General features: G+C 48.8%; 11 protein-coding genes. 1 reads left to right on the top strand and 10 read right to left on the bottom strand.

Going from position 1 to position 16,833, the window contains the following annotated elements:
* Positions 1–25: 25 nt before the first annotated feature.
* From ACTHPG_RS10830 to ACTHPG_RS10805, 6 genes are all read right to left on the bottom strand, one after another.
* Complete coding sequence (locus ACTHPG_RS10830) at positions 26–1,774, bottom strand: extracellular solute-binding protein (protein ID WP_440389259.1); 1,749 nt, start codon at positions 1,772–1,774, stop codon at positions 26–28.
* Positions 1,775–1,852: 78 nt separating this feature from the next.
* Complete coding sequence (locus tag ACTHPG_RS10825) at positions 1,853–2,773, bottom strand: carbohydrate ABC transporter permease (RefSeq protein WP_440389257.1); 921 nt, start codon at positions 2,771–2,773, stop codon at positions 1,853–1,855.
* A gap of 25 nt (positions 2,774–2,798) precedes the next feature.
* Positions 2,799–3,740 carry an ABC transporter permease subunit gene (locus tag ACTHPG_RS10820; RefSeq protein ID WP_440389254.1) on the bottom strand — a complete coding sequence of 314 codons (942 nt, stop codon included), beginning with the start codon at positions 3,738–3,740 and terminating at the stop codon, positions 2,799–2,801.
* A 251-nt stretch (positions 3,741–3,991) separates the two neighbouring features.
* Entirely contained in the window at positions 3,992–5,815 is a 1,824-nt protein-coding gene (locus tag ACTHPG_RS10815; RefSeq protein WP_440389253.1) for a cache domain-containing sensor histidine kinase, read from the bottom strand.
* Positions 5,816–5,820: 5 nt separating this feature from the next.
* Positions 5,821–7,431 carry a response regulator gene (locus tag ACTHPG_RS10810; RefSeq protein WP_440389251.1) on the bottom strand — a complete coding sequence of 537 codons (1,611 nt, stop codon included), beginning with the start codon at positions 7,429–7,431 and terminating at the stop codon, positions 5,821–5,823.
* Between the two features lie 3 nt (positions 7,432–7,434).
* Positions 7,435–8,787, bottom strand: a complete 1,353-nt coding sequence (locus ACTHPG_RS10805; protein ID WP_440389250.1) for a glycoside hydrolase family 140 protein — start codon at positions 8,785–8,787, stop codon at positions 7,435–7,437.
* A gap of 313 nt (positions 8,788–9,100) precedes the next feature.
* Between ACTHPG_RS10805 and ACTHPG_RS10800 the strand changes: the two genes are divergently transcribed.
* Positions 9,101–12,703 (top strand): FN3 associated domain-containing protein, encoded by a 3,603-nt coding sequence (locus tag ACTHPG_RS10800; RefSeq protein WP_440389248.1) that lies wholly within the window; start codon positions 9,101–9,103, stop codon positions 12,701–12,703.
* 176 nt (positions 12,704–12,879) lie between these two features.
* On the opposite strand, the gene ACTHPG_RS10795 is transcribed toward ACTHPG_RS10800, so the two are convergent.
* The 4 genes from ACTHPG_RS10795 to ACTHPG_RS10780 all read right to left on the bottom strand — a co-directional run bounded on the left by ACTHPG_RS10795 (position 12,880) and on the right by ACTHPG_RS10780 (position 16,805).
* Positions 12,880–13,365 carry a nitroreductase family protein gene (locus ACTHPG_RS10795; protein WP_440389247.1) on the bottom strand — a complete coding sequence of 162 codons (486 nt, stop codon included), beginning with the start codon at positions 13,363–13,365 and terminating at the stop codon, positions 12,880–12,882.
* A gap of 17 nt (positions 13,366–13,382) precedes the next feature.
* Positions 13,383–13,958 (bottom strand): nitroreductase family protein, encoded by a 576-nt coding sequence (locus ACTHPG_RS10790; protein WP_440389245.1) that lies wholly within the window; start codon positions 13,956–13,958, stop codon positions 13,383–13,385.
* A gap of 5 nt (positions 13,959–13,963) precedes the next feature.
* Positions 13,964–14,461 carry a MarR family transcriptional regulator gene (locus ACTHPG_RS10785; protein WP_440389243.1) on the bottom strand — a complete coding sequence of 166 codons (498 nt, stop codon included), beginning with the start codon at positions 14,459–14,461 and terminating at the stop codon, positions 13,964–13,966.
* Between the two features lie 295 nt (positions 14,462–14,756).
* Positions 14,757–16,805, bottom strand: coding sequence for a glycoside hydrolase family 16 protein (locus tag ACTHPG_RS10780; RefSeq protein WP_440390221.1), 2,049 nt, complete (start codon positions 16,803–16,805; stop codon positions 14,757–14,759).
* Between the last annotated feature and the right edge of the window lie 28 nt (positions 16,806–16,833).

The raw sequence follows: 16,833 nt of genomic DNA, 5'->3' as shown, positions 1-16,833 counted from the left end.
GCTTGTCGTTGCGAGCGAAGTCGTATTACAGCCCGTGAGCTTGACGAAGCCGCTGCACTTCGGCGTTATACCAGGCGGTAAACTCATCTGCTCCTGCTTTTTTGAATGCCGCAAGTGCAGCCTGTTTATTTGCTTCGAATGCCTGTTCATCCTTGGAAAGAATAACTTTGGCCGCTTCGCGCGCAGCCAGTTCTTTAAGTTCGGCTTCCTGTTTCTTCAGTTTGTCGTCCAAGGTTACGCCTGGAACGGTGTTCCGCTTTACGATCTCCTCGTCCGTCATGCCGTCCATCCAGGTGGTGAACGTATTTAGTTTGCCTTGATCGATCCAATTTTTGAATACCTCTCCCGAGTAAGAAGCGCCATAGTGTTCTGCAAAATCTTTCTCAAGCGCGGTGGCCGCTTTGGACAGCGCCTCCTCCGAGGTAAAGAGGTCGACCGGCATCTTGTCATCGGGATTGACCATGTCGCCGCCCAGACCGATGATGTTGCGATCCAGCGAAAGTCCGGTTGCTTCGTATGGAGCTCCGCCTGTTGCTTTCAATGCGAGTGTTTCGTCCGTGAGTGTCGGTTTGCCGTCAACCATCTGCCAGTGCTTGCCTTCTACGCCGTTATACATGGTGCGTGCACCCTCATAGGAGTATATATAATTGAGGAATTCCATCGCTTTTTCAGGATGTTTGGATGTTTTGGATATGCTGTAGGCTTTATCCTGCCATCCGAGCGGATTGACTGCACCCGTCCAGGCCAGTTTGCCGGCAGGTACAACCAGATATCCTTTGCCATCCTTGGCATGCTGTGCATTGAAATCCCCCATCGCCCAGGTAGCGGGGCCAACAACGATCTGTCCTGCAGTTGCCTTAGCCATGTAGTCATTGTTCTTCATCGTCAGGGAATCCGGATCGAGTAATCCTCTGCGTTGAGCCTTGTTATAAAAGTTAAGTGCAGTCCAGAAGTTGGAGGATTCGTCAGTCAAGTTGCTGATGAAATCGCTGCCGCCAACTTTGGCTGCAGTCAGGTCGCTTGTAGTGCCTACATTCTCTGTAAAGATGATTGGCGGAATCGTATAAGGCCATAATCCCCAATCTTGCCACATGGACACGCCGTACACTTTTTTACCGTCTTCGGTCTGCGGGTGCTTTTCCACAATTTTTCCTACAACGTCCAGCAAGTCATCCATCGTGGCCATTTCCGGGGTGCCAATCTCCTTATACCAGTCCCAACGAATCGTCGGGCCTATGGTAATTGGCGCAATGGAAGTGCCCGGTTTGGATTGAACTTGGGGAGGCAGGAAATACAGGTTTCCGGTGCCGTTGCTCCAGTTCTTTTTGCTGTATTCGACCACAGTACCGATGTTCGCCGTAATGTCTTTGCCGGATGTAGCGAGCAGGTCGTCGAGTGGAACGATTAGATCCCCTTCAATCAATTGTTTTTGATATTTGTTCACGTCCGTACGTACCAGGTCGGGCAGATCGCCGCCAGCGAGCAATACATTGAATTTGTTTTCATCTGCTTCAACGTATTCAATTTTGACACCGATCTTCTCGGCAATAGCCTTGGCCACTTCGTTGTTCTGCTGCGTATTCCACTTGGAGCCGGTTTCCATGATGAGTACTCGCAGCGTTACGAGGTCTTTGTCCGAGCCGGTATCTGACGAACCGGTTTCGCCTGTGCTGGTCTGGCCCGTTCCCGAACCGCTGCCCGTACAAGCTGCCAGCAGCAAGGACGTCATCATGAGCAATGCAATTACTTGACGGAACGACTTTTTAGTTCTCATGTCATAACCCTCCTGTTTCTTCTTCTATAATTATCGGCGATTGCCGGATAATCCGGTGTGATTGCACCATGTACTACCTTAGCCCTTGACGGCTCCCATCATGATGCCTTTGACAAAATACCGCTGCAGCATCGGATACACCAGGACTATCGGCAGCGTGACAAGCATCGTAATGGTCATGCGAATGGACTGCGGTGTGAGCGTTCGGACAACATCGCCGCGGGTCAACTCATCTGTTGTCATGTTGGACAGGTTACTGGACTGATTCAGGAAGTTGTAGAGTACCAGTTGCAACGTTTGCAGCTTCGGATTTTCCACCAGGAAAAAGTTGTCGAACCAGGTATTCCACTGGCCTACGGCGGAGAATACGGCAATGGTGGCGATAATCGGCATCGACAGCGGGAAAATGATGCTGCGATAGATGCGGAAGTAGCCGGCCCCATCGATCTTGGCCGATTCCTCCAGGGATGCGGGTAGCTGTTCGATGAACGTTTTGATCAAGATGATGTTAAAGCCCGACATCGCGCTTGGAATGATGTACAGGAGGAAATTATTCTGCAATCCATACGTTTTCATGGTCAGATACCATGGGATAAAGCCTGCATTGAAGTACATGGTGATCAGTACAAAACGGTAAATGATTTTGCGGAACGGCATCTCTTCTTTGGTAATGAGATAGGCAAAGAAGGAACAGCAGAACACCGTAATCAACGTTCCGAGCACGGTCCGGGAGACACTGACAATGGCTGCGTCCATGATACCCGGCAATTTCACCGTCGCTTGGTATGCTTCAAGGGAGAAGCCGGCTGGCCAGAAATATACCCCTTTCTGGACCTCGATGGGGTCGCTGATCGAATAGATGAAGATATAATAGAACGGATAGATGGTGATGATGACAAGCAAGGACAGCACGATGTAATTAAAAAGGGTGAACGTAAGGTCTTTCCAGTCGGTATGGCGGACGGGACGAAGCGTCTGTCCTGCGGGTTGTGTGCGCATGTTTGTTTTGCTCCTTTCCCTGGGGTCAGACGATGCCTTGACCGCGAACTTTCTTGGATAGAATGTTGACGCTGAAGAGCAGCAGAACGCTAATTACGGTTTTGAAAATGCCCACAGCTGTCGAGTACGAGTAGTCACCTGTCACCAGTCCGAGCCGGTATACGTAGAGGTCAAGCACTTCGATCCGGTCTGCAATCATGACGTTGCTGAATACGAGATATTGCTCAAACCCTGCGGACAGCAGGTTGCTGACGGAGAGCAGCAAAAGCACAATGAAGGTTGGCATGATACTTGGCAGCGTAATGTGCCAGATCGTACGCATGCGCCCGGCTCCATCCACCTTGGCAGCATCGTACTGTTCGCTGTCTATGCCAACGATGGCAGCCAGATAGATGATGGCGCTCCATCCTGCGGACTTCCACAGCAGCAGCAAGGTTTGCACCGTCCATACCCGGTCATAGTTACCGAGAATATCCAAGGGTGGACTTCCGATCCCCGTTTTCATCATGATGGAATTGACGGCTCCCTCCGTACTGAACATGCTGAATGCGAGGGAAAATACGATGATCCAGCTAATATAATTCGGCAGTGTAGAGACGGTCTGCACCAGCCTTTTGAACCAGCCGGAGCGGACTTCCGAGATCAGTATGGCAAGCAGCATCGGTACGGGGGCGGTTGCAATGGACAACAAGCTTAGTGCCAGCGTGTTCGCCAGCACGGGCCCCATCCGTGAATCATCCAACATGTTGCGGAAATTTTCCAGCCCCAGAAAAGGGGTTTGTTGAAGCGGAATGCCTGGTTTGTAATCAAAGAATGCGTAGATCCATCCGAATAAAGGTACGTAGCTGAAGGCCAGCGTAAACAGTACAAATGGTGTTGCCAGAAGCAGGAGGTGTATGCCGTCCTTGCGATTCAGCTTGCCGGTCCTTTGGGTTACGGCTCCGTTCAGGGTCTTGGTACGTTGCATATGAATTTCTCCTTTGTACGTGTGCTTTCGTTTTGGCTTATTCACATGATAACGCTTTCTTTTTTGCCCTTGAATGAAAGATCTCTGGATCTGCTTGAAAAAAACAAAGTTTCCCCGCTAGCTGACTTGAACAATTTTGAGGCTCCGCTTGAACGAATAAACAGTGCTCCAATATGAAAAAAACGCCCTCATGTGCTGCCTTTCGGCGAAGCTCACGAGAGCATGGATCATTCGAAGCCGCAGCTCCTCTTCTATAATCGATGTACAGGCAAGGTAACGATGGCCTCTGCGCCCTGATCGGCCGGAACGAAATGAATGCCGAAGTCCGGTCCATAATACAAACGAATCCGTTTATTGACGTTATTCAGTCCGATTCCGCTCCCGCCAACAGTGGATTTGGGCGATTCCCCCTTGGCCAGCTTTTCGTTTAACTTTAAGATGCTCTCTGCATCCATGCCGACGCCGGAATCGGTGACCCTCAGCATCAGACGTTCCTGGTTGACCGAGGCCGTAATTCCAATCTGAATGGCAAAATCTTCGCTCTGTCTGCCGGAAGCAATGGAATTTTCCAGCAGAGGTTGCAGGATAAAACGAGGCACCTGACAATCCATCCACTCTTCATCCACGTCCATCGTAAATGTAATATTATTGTTGAATCGCATGTTAATGATCTTCAGATAATTGTCCAGATACGACAGTTCGTCCCGTAGAGAACACATGGAGGCTTTGCTGGAGAATACAGGGCGCAATATATTGCCCAGTGCTACAATCGTATTTACGATGTTGTCCGCCTTCACAATGACAGCCATCCAGCGGATCATGTTCAAGGTGTTATACAGGAAATGCGGATTAATCTGATACTGCAATGCCTCCAGTTCCAGCTCCCTCTTTTTCTCCTGAATCTCATTGTTTTTGTCCACGAGTTCTACCATGCTGAGCGACATCTCATTAAAGCGGCGAATGACGGTGCCCAGCTCATTATTCGGAACGTGATCGACGGTAACCCCGAGTTCACCGCGGCTCATGTCTTTCATTTTGCTAGACAATTGGTTGAGCGGTTTAATAATTTTGCGAAGCCAGAAATAGGAGGCTATGAATATTGCGAGCACACTAATCGTGAACACGAGTACAAGCATTCGTTGAACGCCCAGAATCTGGTCTGCGTACTGACTGAGCGGAATTTCTTTCAGCAGGTACCACCCGCCGTCATGAAGTTTGTAATATACAACCTGCATGCTGCGTCCGGCCTTTTCGTCATCCAGGCTTCCGTAAGCTCCGTCCGTCAGCTCCGCACCCGGTGTGAAGTGGCTCTGCGTACCCACCCGATCCGCTTCACTGGCCGAAATGATGGTTCCGTCAGCGCTAGCGATATACATGTCGCCTTCCTCACTGTTCAGCGCCGTAGCGTAAATGGATGATAGATACCGTTCATCGATATTAAAAATCAGCGTGGCGCTTGTTGTTGGATCATAGATGGCACGCGTGCCACGCATCAGGCTGATCAGGTAACCATCGTCCTCTCCGGTCAGATAGGGATTGTAGAATGATTTTTTGATCCCGGAATGCATAACCAGATGAGGGTACTGTTCGAGCGTTTGACGGAAGGGCTCGGAAGTAAAGAAGCTCTGCTGCCATGCGTCCCGATCGTAAACGAGCGTCCGCTTCTGACTACCTCCTACTGCCCCGAGATTGTCCGCCGTAATATAAATCGAGTCAATATAGTTGTAGTTGTCGATGAAATCGGCAATCACCCGCTGCACGTCGTTTTTCGATTCGAGAAATTCCTCTTCCGTTTTCTCCGAAATTTTGTACAAAAACTGCTGAATGTGATCATCCCGCAGAAAAAGCATGGATAGGCGATCGATCTCTTTCACCAGGCCGCCTATGTTATGGTCAAGCTGTTGGAATTGCTGGTAGAGCAATCGTTCGTTCTGGATTTTGATCATATTCTGCATAAAGGAATAAATAAAATAAGAAGCCCCCGCCAGTACGGCGAGGCTGATGACCATAATATACAGAATAAGCTGTGTTCGGAGCTGTCTGGAGACAAACAGGGATTTGACGGATGTCCTCATTCATGTCACCCTCTGTCTTTGAGCGTCGTTTGGCGCCGATATTCGTTCGGATTAAGACCCGTGATTCTTTTGAATACCTTGCTAAAATACGTATACTCGGGCGAAAAGCCGACCAGAGCCGGCACATCGGAAGAGCGCAGTTGATTTTGGGCAAGCAGGTCCTTGGCGCGTTCAATCCGATAACGGTTCAGATAATCAATATAAGTGATCTGCAGCTCTCTCCGGAACAGGTTGCTGAGATACCCCATGCTTAGACCTACATGGTCTGCAACCATCTGGAGACTGATGTTTTCGGTATAATGACGCTTGATGTACTCAATGGCACGGGTAATCTCATCACTCATTTGTAAGCGCTTGCGAAACAATTCAACCAACGTATCAATATAGATAACGACCTGGTCAAGCATATCCGGCATCGTGTCACAGATTTCCAACTTTTCGGTCATGCTAAGCAGCAGCGTTTTTTCATTGTTATGATCGTATACATTCGTATTAATCCATTGCACAAACTGGTAAATGGTGATCTCCATTGATTTTCGCTCTTCGTTCATGCCGCGTTCAATCTCATCCAGGAATTCGTCGTATTCTTTCTGTTTGAGCGAGAGAAGCAATTCCCGAAGAGGTGTATGGCTTCGAAGCCGTTCAAGTCTTCCAAGCACGCCTGAATGGTCTGCACGCCCTGTTCCTTGATGATGTTGTCCGGGGCCGGTGATGAATTTACGCTGCAATGCGCGTTGTGCCTCGGCATATTGTCTCGGCAGCGAGTCATATCCCCCGTTGATGCTGCTGATCCCGAACGAAACGGTACTGTTGAAATAATGACGAATCGTATCCTGAACATGTTCGAGCAACTGCCGAAGTTCCTGCACGATGGCTTGTTCAGACAGTATATCGGCATAATGCAATACAAGCGCGTAATGCCGGTCGTTGATCTGAACCGCCTCTCCCCGTTTATAACCTGACATGATCTCACTTAAAATGTTTAACAGCGACATCTTGACCAAGTGGCCGTGTTCATCCCGAAAACGTTCCTTGAGCGAGGCATATCGATCCACTTCCATTACGCACACGACGAGACGAACGGGCGAAAGGCGCAGACCGCTTTCCGAGACGAATCTGGCGAATTCCTGCGTTGAGAAAATGCGATAGAACATAAAATCTTTAAACATCTTTTCCTTCACAAGCTCCATATCCGGAGACGCCGCCCCTGTCTTTTGCGATTGAGGTGGGATATGCTGCTGATCCAGTTCTTCCCTGACCCCTGTTAGTACCTGCTCAATCTCTTCTTCGGTCATGGTTAGTTTAAGAATATAACTGGAAACATCCAGTGTCAGTGCTTTGCGAGCCAATTCAAATTCTTCCAGACATGACAGCACAATGACGCGTGTATGTTTGTCTTGCTTGCGGATGTTGGAGATCAGCTCCATTCCATCCATTCTGGGCATACTGATATCGGTAATGACCACGTCGGGTTTCTCGCGCTCATAATAATCCCATGCGGCCAGGCCGTCCGGGAAATCGGCTGTAACCTCCAAGCCGAATTTGCTCCATTCGACGGAATTTTTCAGTCCGATGCGAACGAGCATTTCATCCTCTACGATCATCACCTTATACATGCATTAGACCCCCTTCAAAATCAAAATCCAGTCATTCCCTCTTCCGCTGGTTGGGGCTGCAAAACGTTTAATGCCTTGATTCGGTATTGTAGAATCTGAATCTGAAGAAACCTTTGTCGTAACACCTGTTCTGGGGCAAAACCACATGGCATTTGCTTTCTTGCCCTCAATATACCCCATGACGACATCGACGTACAAGCCATTGGGCAGATAAATGTAAGCGTTATATTTACTCTGCGCAGCTACGGCATGATTTGCGCCTGCGCGGTTCTGATGAATCAGATTCGAATTGGGTCTCCAATCCGGCCCCAGCTCCCCTTCGAGTAAAGCACGCGCATGGCGCATCTGCTCCGCTCCAGGACGATGCAATGCTTCGCGCCAGCGCATAATGAAATAATCACCTTGGCTGTTCGATTCAATGAGATCATGCGGGCCTTGGTACATTGACCATATGGAATGGTGTCCATACGTATGACCCAGCGCACCGGCAAATAAAGCGTAATACGCAGCTTTCCTCACATCTGCTGCATCGAAATAACCTTGTTCCCCCCGAAAGCCGACAGGAATATCCTCGTAACAAGGCTCGGCATCCAGCGTGGGTTTCGCCGGCTTACGTTCATAATCTTGCTGTACACGTCTATCATTGGTAATCTCCCGCTCCCCGTGTCCGGATTGAATCATGTTGAAATCAAGCCACGGCTCATCATGCAGTTGGCGAGAAGATGAATCGCATCCCGGTGGATGAAATGTCATTAGCTGCCGGGCACCACCTTGTTTCAGCCCCTGTGCCATGGACGTGACAATATCGAAATGAAGCTTCGTCTCCAGAGGACGATCTCCCCCCAGTACCCAGATAATCTGAGGATATTCAGCATATCGCTCTCCCAGCCATTTGCCGTAATCAAAGGCCGTTTCCGGTGTAAATATTTCCGGACCTTTCCCCCACTTTTGGTTGAACTTGTCACCCCAAGTCGGAAGCAGTGCAACATACAGCCCAAGGTTGCCTGCAAGCTTCAACAGGGCGTCCACATGATCCCAATAGGCGTAAGGTCCATCGGTATCCGGACGGATTGGTTCAGGTTGACCGTTCCTGTCCATATGAAAAGGCAGTCTGCCTTGAGCATTGCCCGTTGTGGTACCGCTGAACTCGGCCAGCAGTACCGTTTGAATGACCGTGAAACGCTGGTTGGCCCTTGTACGAAGGTACAGTTCACTCTCTTCCCGGTTCAAACGATGCAGAAGTTCCCAAGCCGTGTCACCGAGCCAGAAAAAAGGGACTCCTTCCGACGTTTCCAGATGGCGACCGTTGTCGGAAACCCGAAGCGCAGTGATGGGAGAGTGTGAATTAGTTGACATGTTATTGGACCCTCCCTATTTTTACAGTTCCATGGGCGTTGCAAATGACGATCATTTCATGTTTCTGACGAAACACTTTCTAATGAAAGCATAAAATGCACATTTGTATTCGTAAAGGCCCTTTACCGAGCAGAATCGTTCAACCCGGCTTCTTTTTGTTCAACCTCAGCCGCTTTTTTTTTCAACTGTTTCAATGGATAATTCAAATCTGACTTATATTGTAAACGCTATCATTTTAAGTGCCGCAAGTCGACTGACATGAACCACCTCATGGAGTAACCGTTGCGGTAAAACATGAAAAAGGAGAGCTGAGATGAAAAGTAGATCCGGTCGTTTAGCTTCACGATGGGCAATTCCGCTTCTTATATCCACCATGCTCGCTTCGTTTGTTCCCGCTCCTTCCCTGATTTACGCGAATCAGAGCCAGAGCCAGAATCTGAACCGTACCAGCCACACGATTACGATGGATACGAGTGATGTGATTCAGGATGATTTTCTCGGCGTCGGCGTCAACACCATTCCCACGGCCCTGATGCCCGGGCAAACTCAATACGGCTATTCGGAAGCCCATTGGGAGGTAGACAACAAGCGAATTCAGACCATTCAGCCCAAGGTGGCCAGAGTGTGGTTTCAGATCGACTGGATGGAACCTGCGAAAGGAACCTATACGTGGGACAGTGCAAAAATGAAAGCTTTCTACAAATATCTCGACGCCTTCAAGACTGCGGGAACCGAAATTGAGCTGAACTTTGGTTGGAAAGTCGGATCGACTGTGCATGACTGGTTTACAATACCGGGCATAGATCCATGGATGAGTGCGCCAGCTGACTTGGATGCTTATGCCGCTTCTGCCTCTGCCCTGCTGGAGGAACTGATACTGAACCGGGGCTACGACAACGTGAAGTATTTGACGTTCTATAACGAACCGAACGGCAGTTGGGACTTTGAGGCTCCTGGTGACCAGAAAGCCTATTATGCTGCAATGGTAAATAAAACAAGTGCCAGGCTGACTGCGGATGGTCTGCGCGATCTGATCGAAATCTGGGGTCCTGAAGAGACGGGCGCTCCGGCCTGGATTGAGTACATGAAACAATATGCGGATGATGCCATCGATGGATACAGCTTCCATGTATATGGGGAATCGTATGAAGGGCTTGGCAATGCTTTTGCTCTGCGGAAAGGGTATGTTGGCGACAAGCCGCTTCATCTGACCGAATTCGGGTGGGCAGATGATCAGGCGAGCAATTGGGATGCGGGATATGCGAACTCCGTCATCCAAACCGCCAATATGGGTGTGAAATCAGCCCTCATGTGGCAGTTAAGCGGGGTTTGGACCAATGATCCTACCGGTGGAACGAACGGCACATATACGATGTGGGATGCGCTCGTACTGGGGCTGACCCCTCGCAAAACCTTTTATATCGCAGGCATGCTAAATCGCTATATTCCTGAGCATAGCGAGGTTCTGCCTGTGGACACTGGCGGTTCGACCGATGTACGCGCTGCGGCGTTCAGAGGCGACGATGGCAATTATACCGTGCTCGTAGAGACCAAAGCCGGCACTGAGAAAGAAATTAAGCTGAATTTTGGCAGTACTGCGGTGAATCAAACGTTCCGCAAATTTGTATACAACAACGATATTGTTCAAGAAGCCAACGCGATTCTTCCTCCGGTTGCAGCAACTTTTCCAGGAGGGACTTCATTGACAGACAGCAACGTGGATGGAGACTACAATGTAATCATCTACACGACCCGGCCTGCCGAGACTCAGGTCAAGCTGGATGAAGTTGATCCTACTGTTCGCTCAGGTGATTCCATCACGCTTGGGGCAGAAGTAATCGATAATACCGGAAGTGTGACTTGGAGCGTGGTTGGACAAAACAACGGTACCATTAACAGTAGCAGCGGCGTATATCAGGCACCTCAGGTGACGGATGAAACGTTGATTGCGGTTCGCGCAACCAGCACGGCCGATCCATCGGCGTATGGTGTTGCCCTCATACGCGTACTGCCATCGTCACAGGCGGGTAAAGTTGAAGTTCCAACATTCAGCCTGGATCGGCACATATTCCCTAGCTCCGAAATGCTCTATCTGGAGACAACGACGAGCGGAGCGCAAATTCGGTACACGACAGACGGCAGCGAACCTACAGCCCAGTCCTCCCTGTATGTCAGACCGATTGTTCTGAACGAAGGTTCGCTTGCACTCTACAAAGCCAAAGCATTCAAAGATGGCTTGCAACCATCCGGCACGGTGTCCTCCCTGTATCAGATTGGACAAATCAGCAGTGCTCCGGACGGGTATAAGCTGTGCATGATCGAAAACGGCGGAGAGTGTTATTTTCAGGGGAAAGCGGTTGTCGCTTACGGTGCAGACGGATTATTTAATTATTCCATTCAGGAAAACGGCGTTGCCTGTTCAAGCGCCATGCTGGGCGATCCGATTCCCGGCGTAGACAAGCGTTGCTTTGTTAACCCCGAAATACCGGATGAGCTTCCTGTGGTCACCTTCTTCAACGCTGGTTTTGAAAAACCGGCTACCACATCGGCCAGACCAGGACCCATGACCAACGGATGGGTGTTCGACAGTCGCTCCGGCGTGCAGCATAACAACGGTCCATTCCAGGCTACTGCTGCGCCTCAAGGTGTACAGACAGGTTATCTGAAAACGGATGGCGGCGTCTCCGGCACGATAAGGCAGTCGATCCATTTCAAGCCGGGAACATACCAAATGTCATTCAAGGCGGCCAAACGCACCAGCTTTGGGGGCACGCAGTCCTTTGACATCTATTTCGATGATCAGGTTATTGGCTCGTATCGGCCTGAATCCGGCAACTTCCAAACTTTCCGAACGGAGCCCTTCGAGAGCGCTGGGGGCAAACACACGATCAAGTTTGTAGCCACAACGACGGATGGTGACAATACGGCTTTTATCGATGATGTACGAATTACGTTGCCACAGACTCCGGAAGACCCTTATATCACCAATTCGAGCTTTGAGTCACCTGTGGTTACTGATCCGTCGGGCACGGTGAGCGGCATAACTGCTGGATGGAGCTTTAATGATCAGGCGGGGATATTGCGAAGTGGCAGCAGCATGACTTCTACTCCAGCACCCGCCGGGGTTCAGGCTGCATTTGTTCGAATTCAAGATGGCGCTCATGGTTCATTTCAACAGTCGCTGACGTTTCCAGCAGGCAGCTACGTCATGAACCTGAAAGCTGCCGCTCAGAATGCAGGGCAAGCTCAACCGGTGCAGATTGAAGTGGATGGGCAAACGGTCGCAACGATTACGCCGTCCGGCAGCACCTACGAATCCTTCACTACGGATTGGTTTACCGTTGAACCTGGATCGCATACGATTCTATTTTCCGCAACAGGGACAGGCACAGGTGCAACGTTTATTGATCAGGTTTCCATAGAAAAGGTTGCCGTTCCTGACTATGCCGCTCTGCAACATGGCGGATTCGAAAGTCCAACCGTCACGTCCCAGAACGGAGTAGCCGTGGCAAGCGGTGACGGCTGGAGCTTCAAAAACAATGCAGGCCGAATTCGCAATGGCAGTGTGTTCGGTGCTTCCGACGCACCGGAAGGCACGCAAGCTGCGTATTTGCAGACCCTGAATGGCAAGCAGGGCGAGTTCAGCCAATCGCTGATTTTTCCAGCAGGCAACTATGCCATTCAATTTCAGTCTGCGAAGCGGAGCAATTTTGGGGGTCAACAGTCCTTTGATGTCTACATGGATAATCAGTTGCTCGGTTCATTTATACCGACAAGCGGTGCTTATGCTGAGTTCACCACGAATTCCTTTCAGCTCATCAAGCCGGGAAAACATCAAATCCGGTTTGTGGCAACTTCGGGAACCGGGGACAACACAGCTTTCGTGGATGATATCGTGATTACTGCCCTTCCGTAAAAACATAAGCAGAAATTCAGTTCCTTCCGTTAGGAAAAGGAAAATCACAACCACGCGTTCGGTGAGCTGTATCTCTATTGTTGGAGGCTATCTAACGATTGGAGGTGCAGTTCATAGCGGGTGGTTTTTGTTACGGTTTTCCTAAATGTAGTGAAGTTAAACATTCCTTATATCCACTAGAGAAGTTCAAAATGAAGTTGAGTCTCAGGTATCTCAGTATTCCCTTTCCACTGATTTGCACCGTATCCCAATTCCAGAACCGCACCAATACGCTCGTTACTCAGTACACCAAACACTTCCGTACGGCTTGGGTCGTACATCCAGTCATGCAAGGTACAGCGCACACCCAGACTCTGCTCATGAGCCAACAAGCGGAAATTCTGAATGAGGCAGCAGACCGCCGCAAAGTCCTCTTCCCGCTTATGTTGATCCGTCTCTGCATTCACCAAGACCAGAAGATACGCAGGGGCTTGCTTCTGCAATCCCTGCATGATGTCCCCATACCGGTTATCAGCAAAGATAAATCGCCACGGCTCTCGGAGTCCATCATTTGGCGCCCATACGGCATGATTGAGCAACTCAAGGATAAGATCCTGCGACACCGGTCGATCCAAAAACTCAATCGGACCGCCCATGTCCCCTTGCAGATCTGACAATTTCATTTTTACATCCTCCTATTCTATGTAGATTGACCTCGTAATACGGTCCACTTCTGCTCGGCTGGCGTTCTTTTTCGACTTCTTGGCGCTTTGTCGAAATACCCAATATGAAGAATGCCAACAAATCTTTCATCCTCGCGCAGGCCAATTCCCTTGAAAAATCCTTCATGCTGAATCATGGATTCTGTATCCCATAGCATTCCTAGCCCTCGTTCCCATCCGAGCAGTTGGAAGCTCTGCATCATCCCGCAGGCAGCCGCATAATTGCGGTCATTGGTCAGACGATCCGTTCCTACATTCGACATAACAATGACGTGGGCAGGAATATCGGTAACTCTCTTTTTGAAAACATCCATAAGTTTCCCGGGAATCAGTTTGCCAATCTTGCTCTGCGACATCTGTTCAAGCATGCAGTCCACCAACCGTTGGCGTGCTTCTGGAGTTCCGGCATATACCACACGCCACGAGCCAGTCTCACCAAATGGTTGAAGCCGATTAGCCTTGCGTAGCAATTCAACAACTAGCTCCTGGTCCACCGGCGTAGAGTTACATTTACGAATGCTTCTGCGTGCCCTGATCAATTCCGCCAGACTCACATGCCTCACTCTCCTTCGTTCGATCTGGATTCAATATTGATGCTACTGTCTTGAAGAAATTGATGAATTACTTTTAGCTCTGTTTCCGTATATTTGTCAAGAGTACGGTAGAAGCGTTCAGTCTCATGCACATGCAGACGCTCATGCAGTTCAAAGATCTTTTTGCCTTGCGATGACAACCGGAAATAACTCTCCTTCTTGTTGTCATTCATCTTTGTGCGTTTGACGAAACCTTCCTCCAGCAGTTTGTTGCCAATTTTGGTGATACTCGCTTTGGATAAATTCATGGCTTCGGCAATACCTGTGTTGTTAATAGGTTCATGCTTGCCTATGCAATCTATCATATGAACCGCGGTCAAATGCTGAGGAATGTTCTCGATGCTTTCTCGCTGTGCGACACTTAGGAAATGCTCGATTTCTGTATCCTTGTGGTTCTCATATACATGTAAAAAACGGATAAATTGGTCATGAAGCAACTGTTTTGTTCGATCTTTTGAAGTCATCTTGTGATCGCTCCTTGTTTACTTATAAACAAAAATATTGTTTTAATAATAAAGTGATTTTAAATAATTTATTATATTTTGTTTACTATTGAACAATATATCATGAATGATAATGATTATCAACTGCATTCTTTGACATTACAACATCACTCTTCAATCCAGGACAGAGAAATGTACTCTGTCATCATTCTGACCATACTAATCCATATGCTCAAGCTCGCGCAGACAAATGAACAAACAAACCGTTGATCATCACCAGATCAACGGTTTGTTCATTGCGAAAACAGCTGTTTTATTACTGTTCTTTATACACGCGTACATAATCCACTTGCATAGTCGCCGGGATATCAGATGCGTTCGGAGTACGGCCACCGTCAAAGTTTCCGCCGACTGCCAAGTTCATAATGAGGTAGAACGGCTCATCGAAAGGTGCATTCGGATTATTCGGTGCAGCTGCGGAATACCACTGCTGGTTAGTGACTTTATAGTAAAACTTGCCGTCCACATACCATTTAATGTTGTCCTCTTCCCAGACTACCGAGTATACATGATAATCATTGGCAAAAGTTTGCCCCTGCGGGAAGTGATAATCGCCACCCGAATACTGGTTCGCGGGCCATTGTCCACCAAAGTGAATAGTACCGCTTACGGATCCAGGCAGACGGCCTCTCGCTTCCATCACATCAATTTCACCTGATGCAGCCCAAGTGCCGTATACCGAGTCTTGTGGAAGCATCCACAGCGCTGGCCATACACCGTCACCTGTAGGAAGCTTGGCACGAAAATCAACTCTGCCGTACTTCAAGGACAGTTTATCCTTGGTGTTGATCTTTCCTGAAGAATACTGTGCATAACGATTCGGGTCCTGCGGGAAAGATTTACTGTCGTTCATGGCTTTGATATTCAACTTCCCGTCCTGTACATATACATTTTGGGTGCTGTTTGTGTAGTGCTGCAGCTCTGCATTACCCCACCCCCATGTACCGGGATCGTTGTTGAGATAATATCCTGTTTCATAGTTCCATTTGCTTGTATCCAGCGTAGTTCCGTTAAACTCATCCTGCCAGATGAGGTTCATGCCCGCGATAGCCGGATTGGTTGGCGTTCCGATGGAGATATCCTCTTGGTCGGATACATCCGGACGCGGAGCATTGGGATTGCCGATAAAGGTATAGTTGACGAAGTTGTTGCCAATACTTCCGCCCGCCTGACCGTTCAGTGGATAGCCGATACGAATCTGCATGTTCTCTTGAATTGGCTGGAACCAAAGTCCATAGACGTAATCGGCCCAGTATCCCCACTGATTCTTATCGGACATATTGTTGTACCCATTACCGGAGTATGCAAATTTGCTCTGGCTGGCGTTACTCAAATCCACCCATTGCCCATTGATGTTAATTTGATATACAAAATTGCCCAGTTCCTTGGCGATTGGCGCCCCTCCATCAATTTTCGGTAGCGGGACCCCGATGGAACCATTAGCATCTGCGGTGAAGGTTGTTCCTTCGTATGGCGTAATGACATATGAATTTCGTGTAGGTTCATTAAACGTAATGGTATAAATAAGGTTAGCCGAAGAAGTCTTTGATTCCAATTTGACATTGATCGACTCCGTTACGTTAAACCAGTACCCGCCTCCGCCATCCGTGAATTGGCCAAAATTTTGATCGTAGATCCAGCCGCTGGCTGCGTTATTGTCAATATCAATCCAGGTGCTGCTGTTTACAGGTTTGACATACACCTTCAAATCATCCGCAACAGCTTCATAAGTGACCGCAGGATTGTTGTTGAACGTTGGATATGTAAAGCCTGCACCGCCTGTGAAGCTTGCTGTAATCTGTGGACCCTGTGTCGCATTCATTGCTGTGATGGTTGTTTTGTTGATGTTCTGGAATACAAGTTGATACTCCAGCTTCACACCATTCGCTTTGGAGTACAGTTGTATCTCGGTTGTTGTGGAAAGGGTGAACCAATAGCCATGGAAGCCGCCATCGCTCCAGTGCCCCCAGTTTTGGTTATAGATATATCCACCTGCCTGGTCGATATCAACCCAGTTGTTGCCCACTTTTACATTAACGCCTATATCACTGTAAACATCATTCCATGTCGCAGAGCCTCCATTGAACTTAGGCATAACAAATCCGTAGCTGGCCTTGCCAACTCCTGATTTTGAAATAACTGGCCCGTCTGCTGGCGAGAAGTACTCCATTGAGGTTACGGTACTTCCTGCTGCCTGAACCTTTGACGCTGGCAGTATGCCGGCACTAGCCAACATCACAACCACAAGCAATATACCGAGTGCCTTTTTCATCAATCGTTTCTCCGTAAAATGAGATGGTTTCATCATTGCCCTCCTTTAATAGAATAATAGA

The organism is Paenibacillus sp. SAF-068 (assembly GCF_051967555.1).
Lineage (GTDB): Bacteria > Bacillota > Bacilli > Paenibacillales > Paenibacillaceae > Paenibacillus.
The sequence above is the reverse complement of the archived record's forward strand: the minus strand, read 5'-3'. Positions and strand labels throughout refer to the sequence as shown.

Coding starts and splice junctions, on each gene's coding strand:
- ACTHPG_RS10830 (WP_440389259.1), bottom strand. CDS start 1,774: ATGAGAACTAAAAAGTCGTTCCGTCAAGTAATTGCATTGCTCATGATG.
- ACTHPG_RS10825 (WP_440389257.1), bottom strand. CDS start 2,773: ATGCGCACACAACCCGCAGGACAGACGCTTCGTCCCGTCCGCCATACC.
- ACTHPG_RS10820 (WP_440389254.1), bottom strand. CDS start 3,740: ATGCAACGTACCAAGACCCTGAACGGAGCCGTAACCCAAAGGACCGGC.
- ACTHPG_RS10815 (WP_440389253.1), bottom strand. CDS start 5,815: ATGAGGACATCCGTCAAATCCCTGTTTGTCTCCAGACAGCTCCGAACA.
- ACTHPG_RS10810 (WP_440389251.1), bottom strand. CDS start 7,431: ATGTATAAGGTGATGATCGTAGAGGATGAAATGCTCGTTCGCATCGGA.
- ACTHPG_RS10805 (WP_440389250.1), bottom strand. CDS start 8,787: ATGTCAACTAATTCACACTCTCCCATCACTGCGCTTCGGGTTTCCGAC.
- ACTHPG_RS10800 (WP_440389248.1), top strand. CDS start 9,101: ATGAAAAGTAGATCCGGTCGTTTAGCTTCACGATGGGCAATTCCGCTT.
- ACTHPG_RS10795 (WP_440389247.1), bottom strand. CDS start 13,365: ATGAAATTGTCAGATCTGCAAGGGGACATGGGCGGTCCGATTGAGTTT.
- ACTHPG_RS10785 (WP_440389243.1), bottom strand. CDS start 14,461: ATGACTTCAAAAGATCGAACAAAACAGTTGCTTCATGACCAATTTATC.
- ACTHPG_RS10780 (WP_440390221.1), bottom strand. CDS start 16,805: ATGAAACCATCTCATTTTACGGAGAAACGATTGATGAAAAAGGCACTC.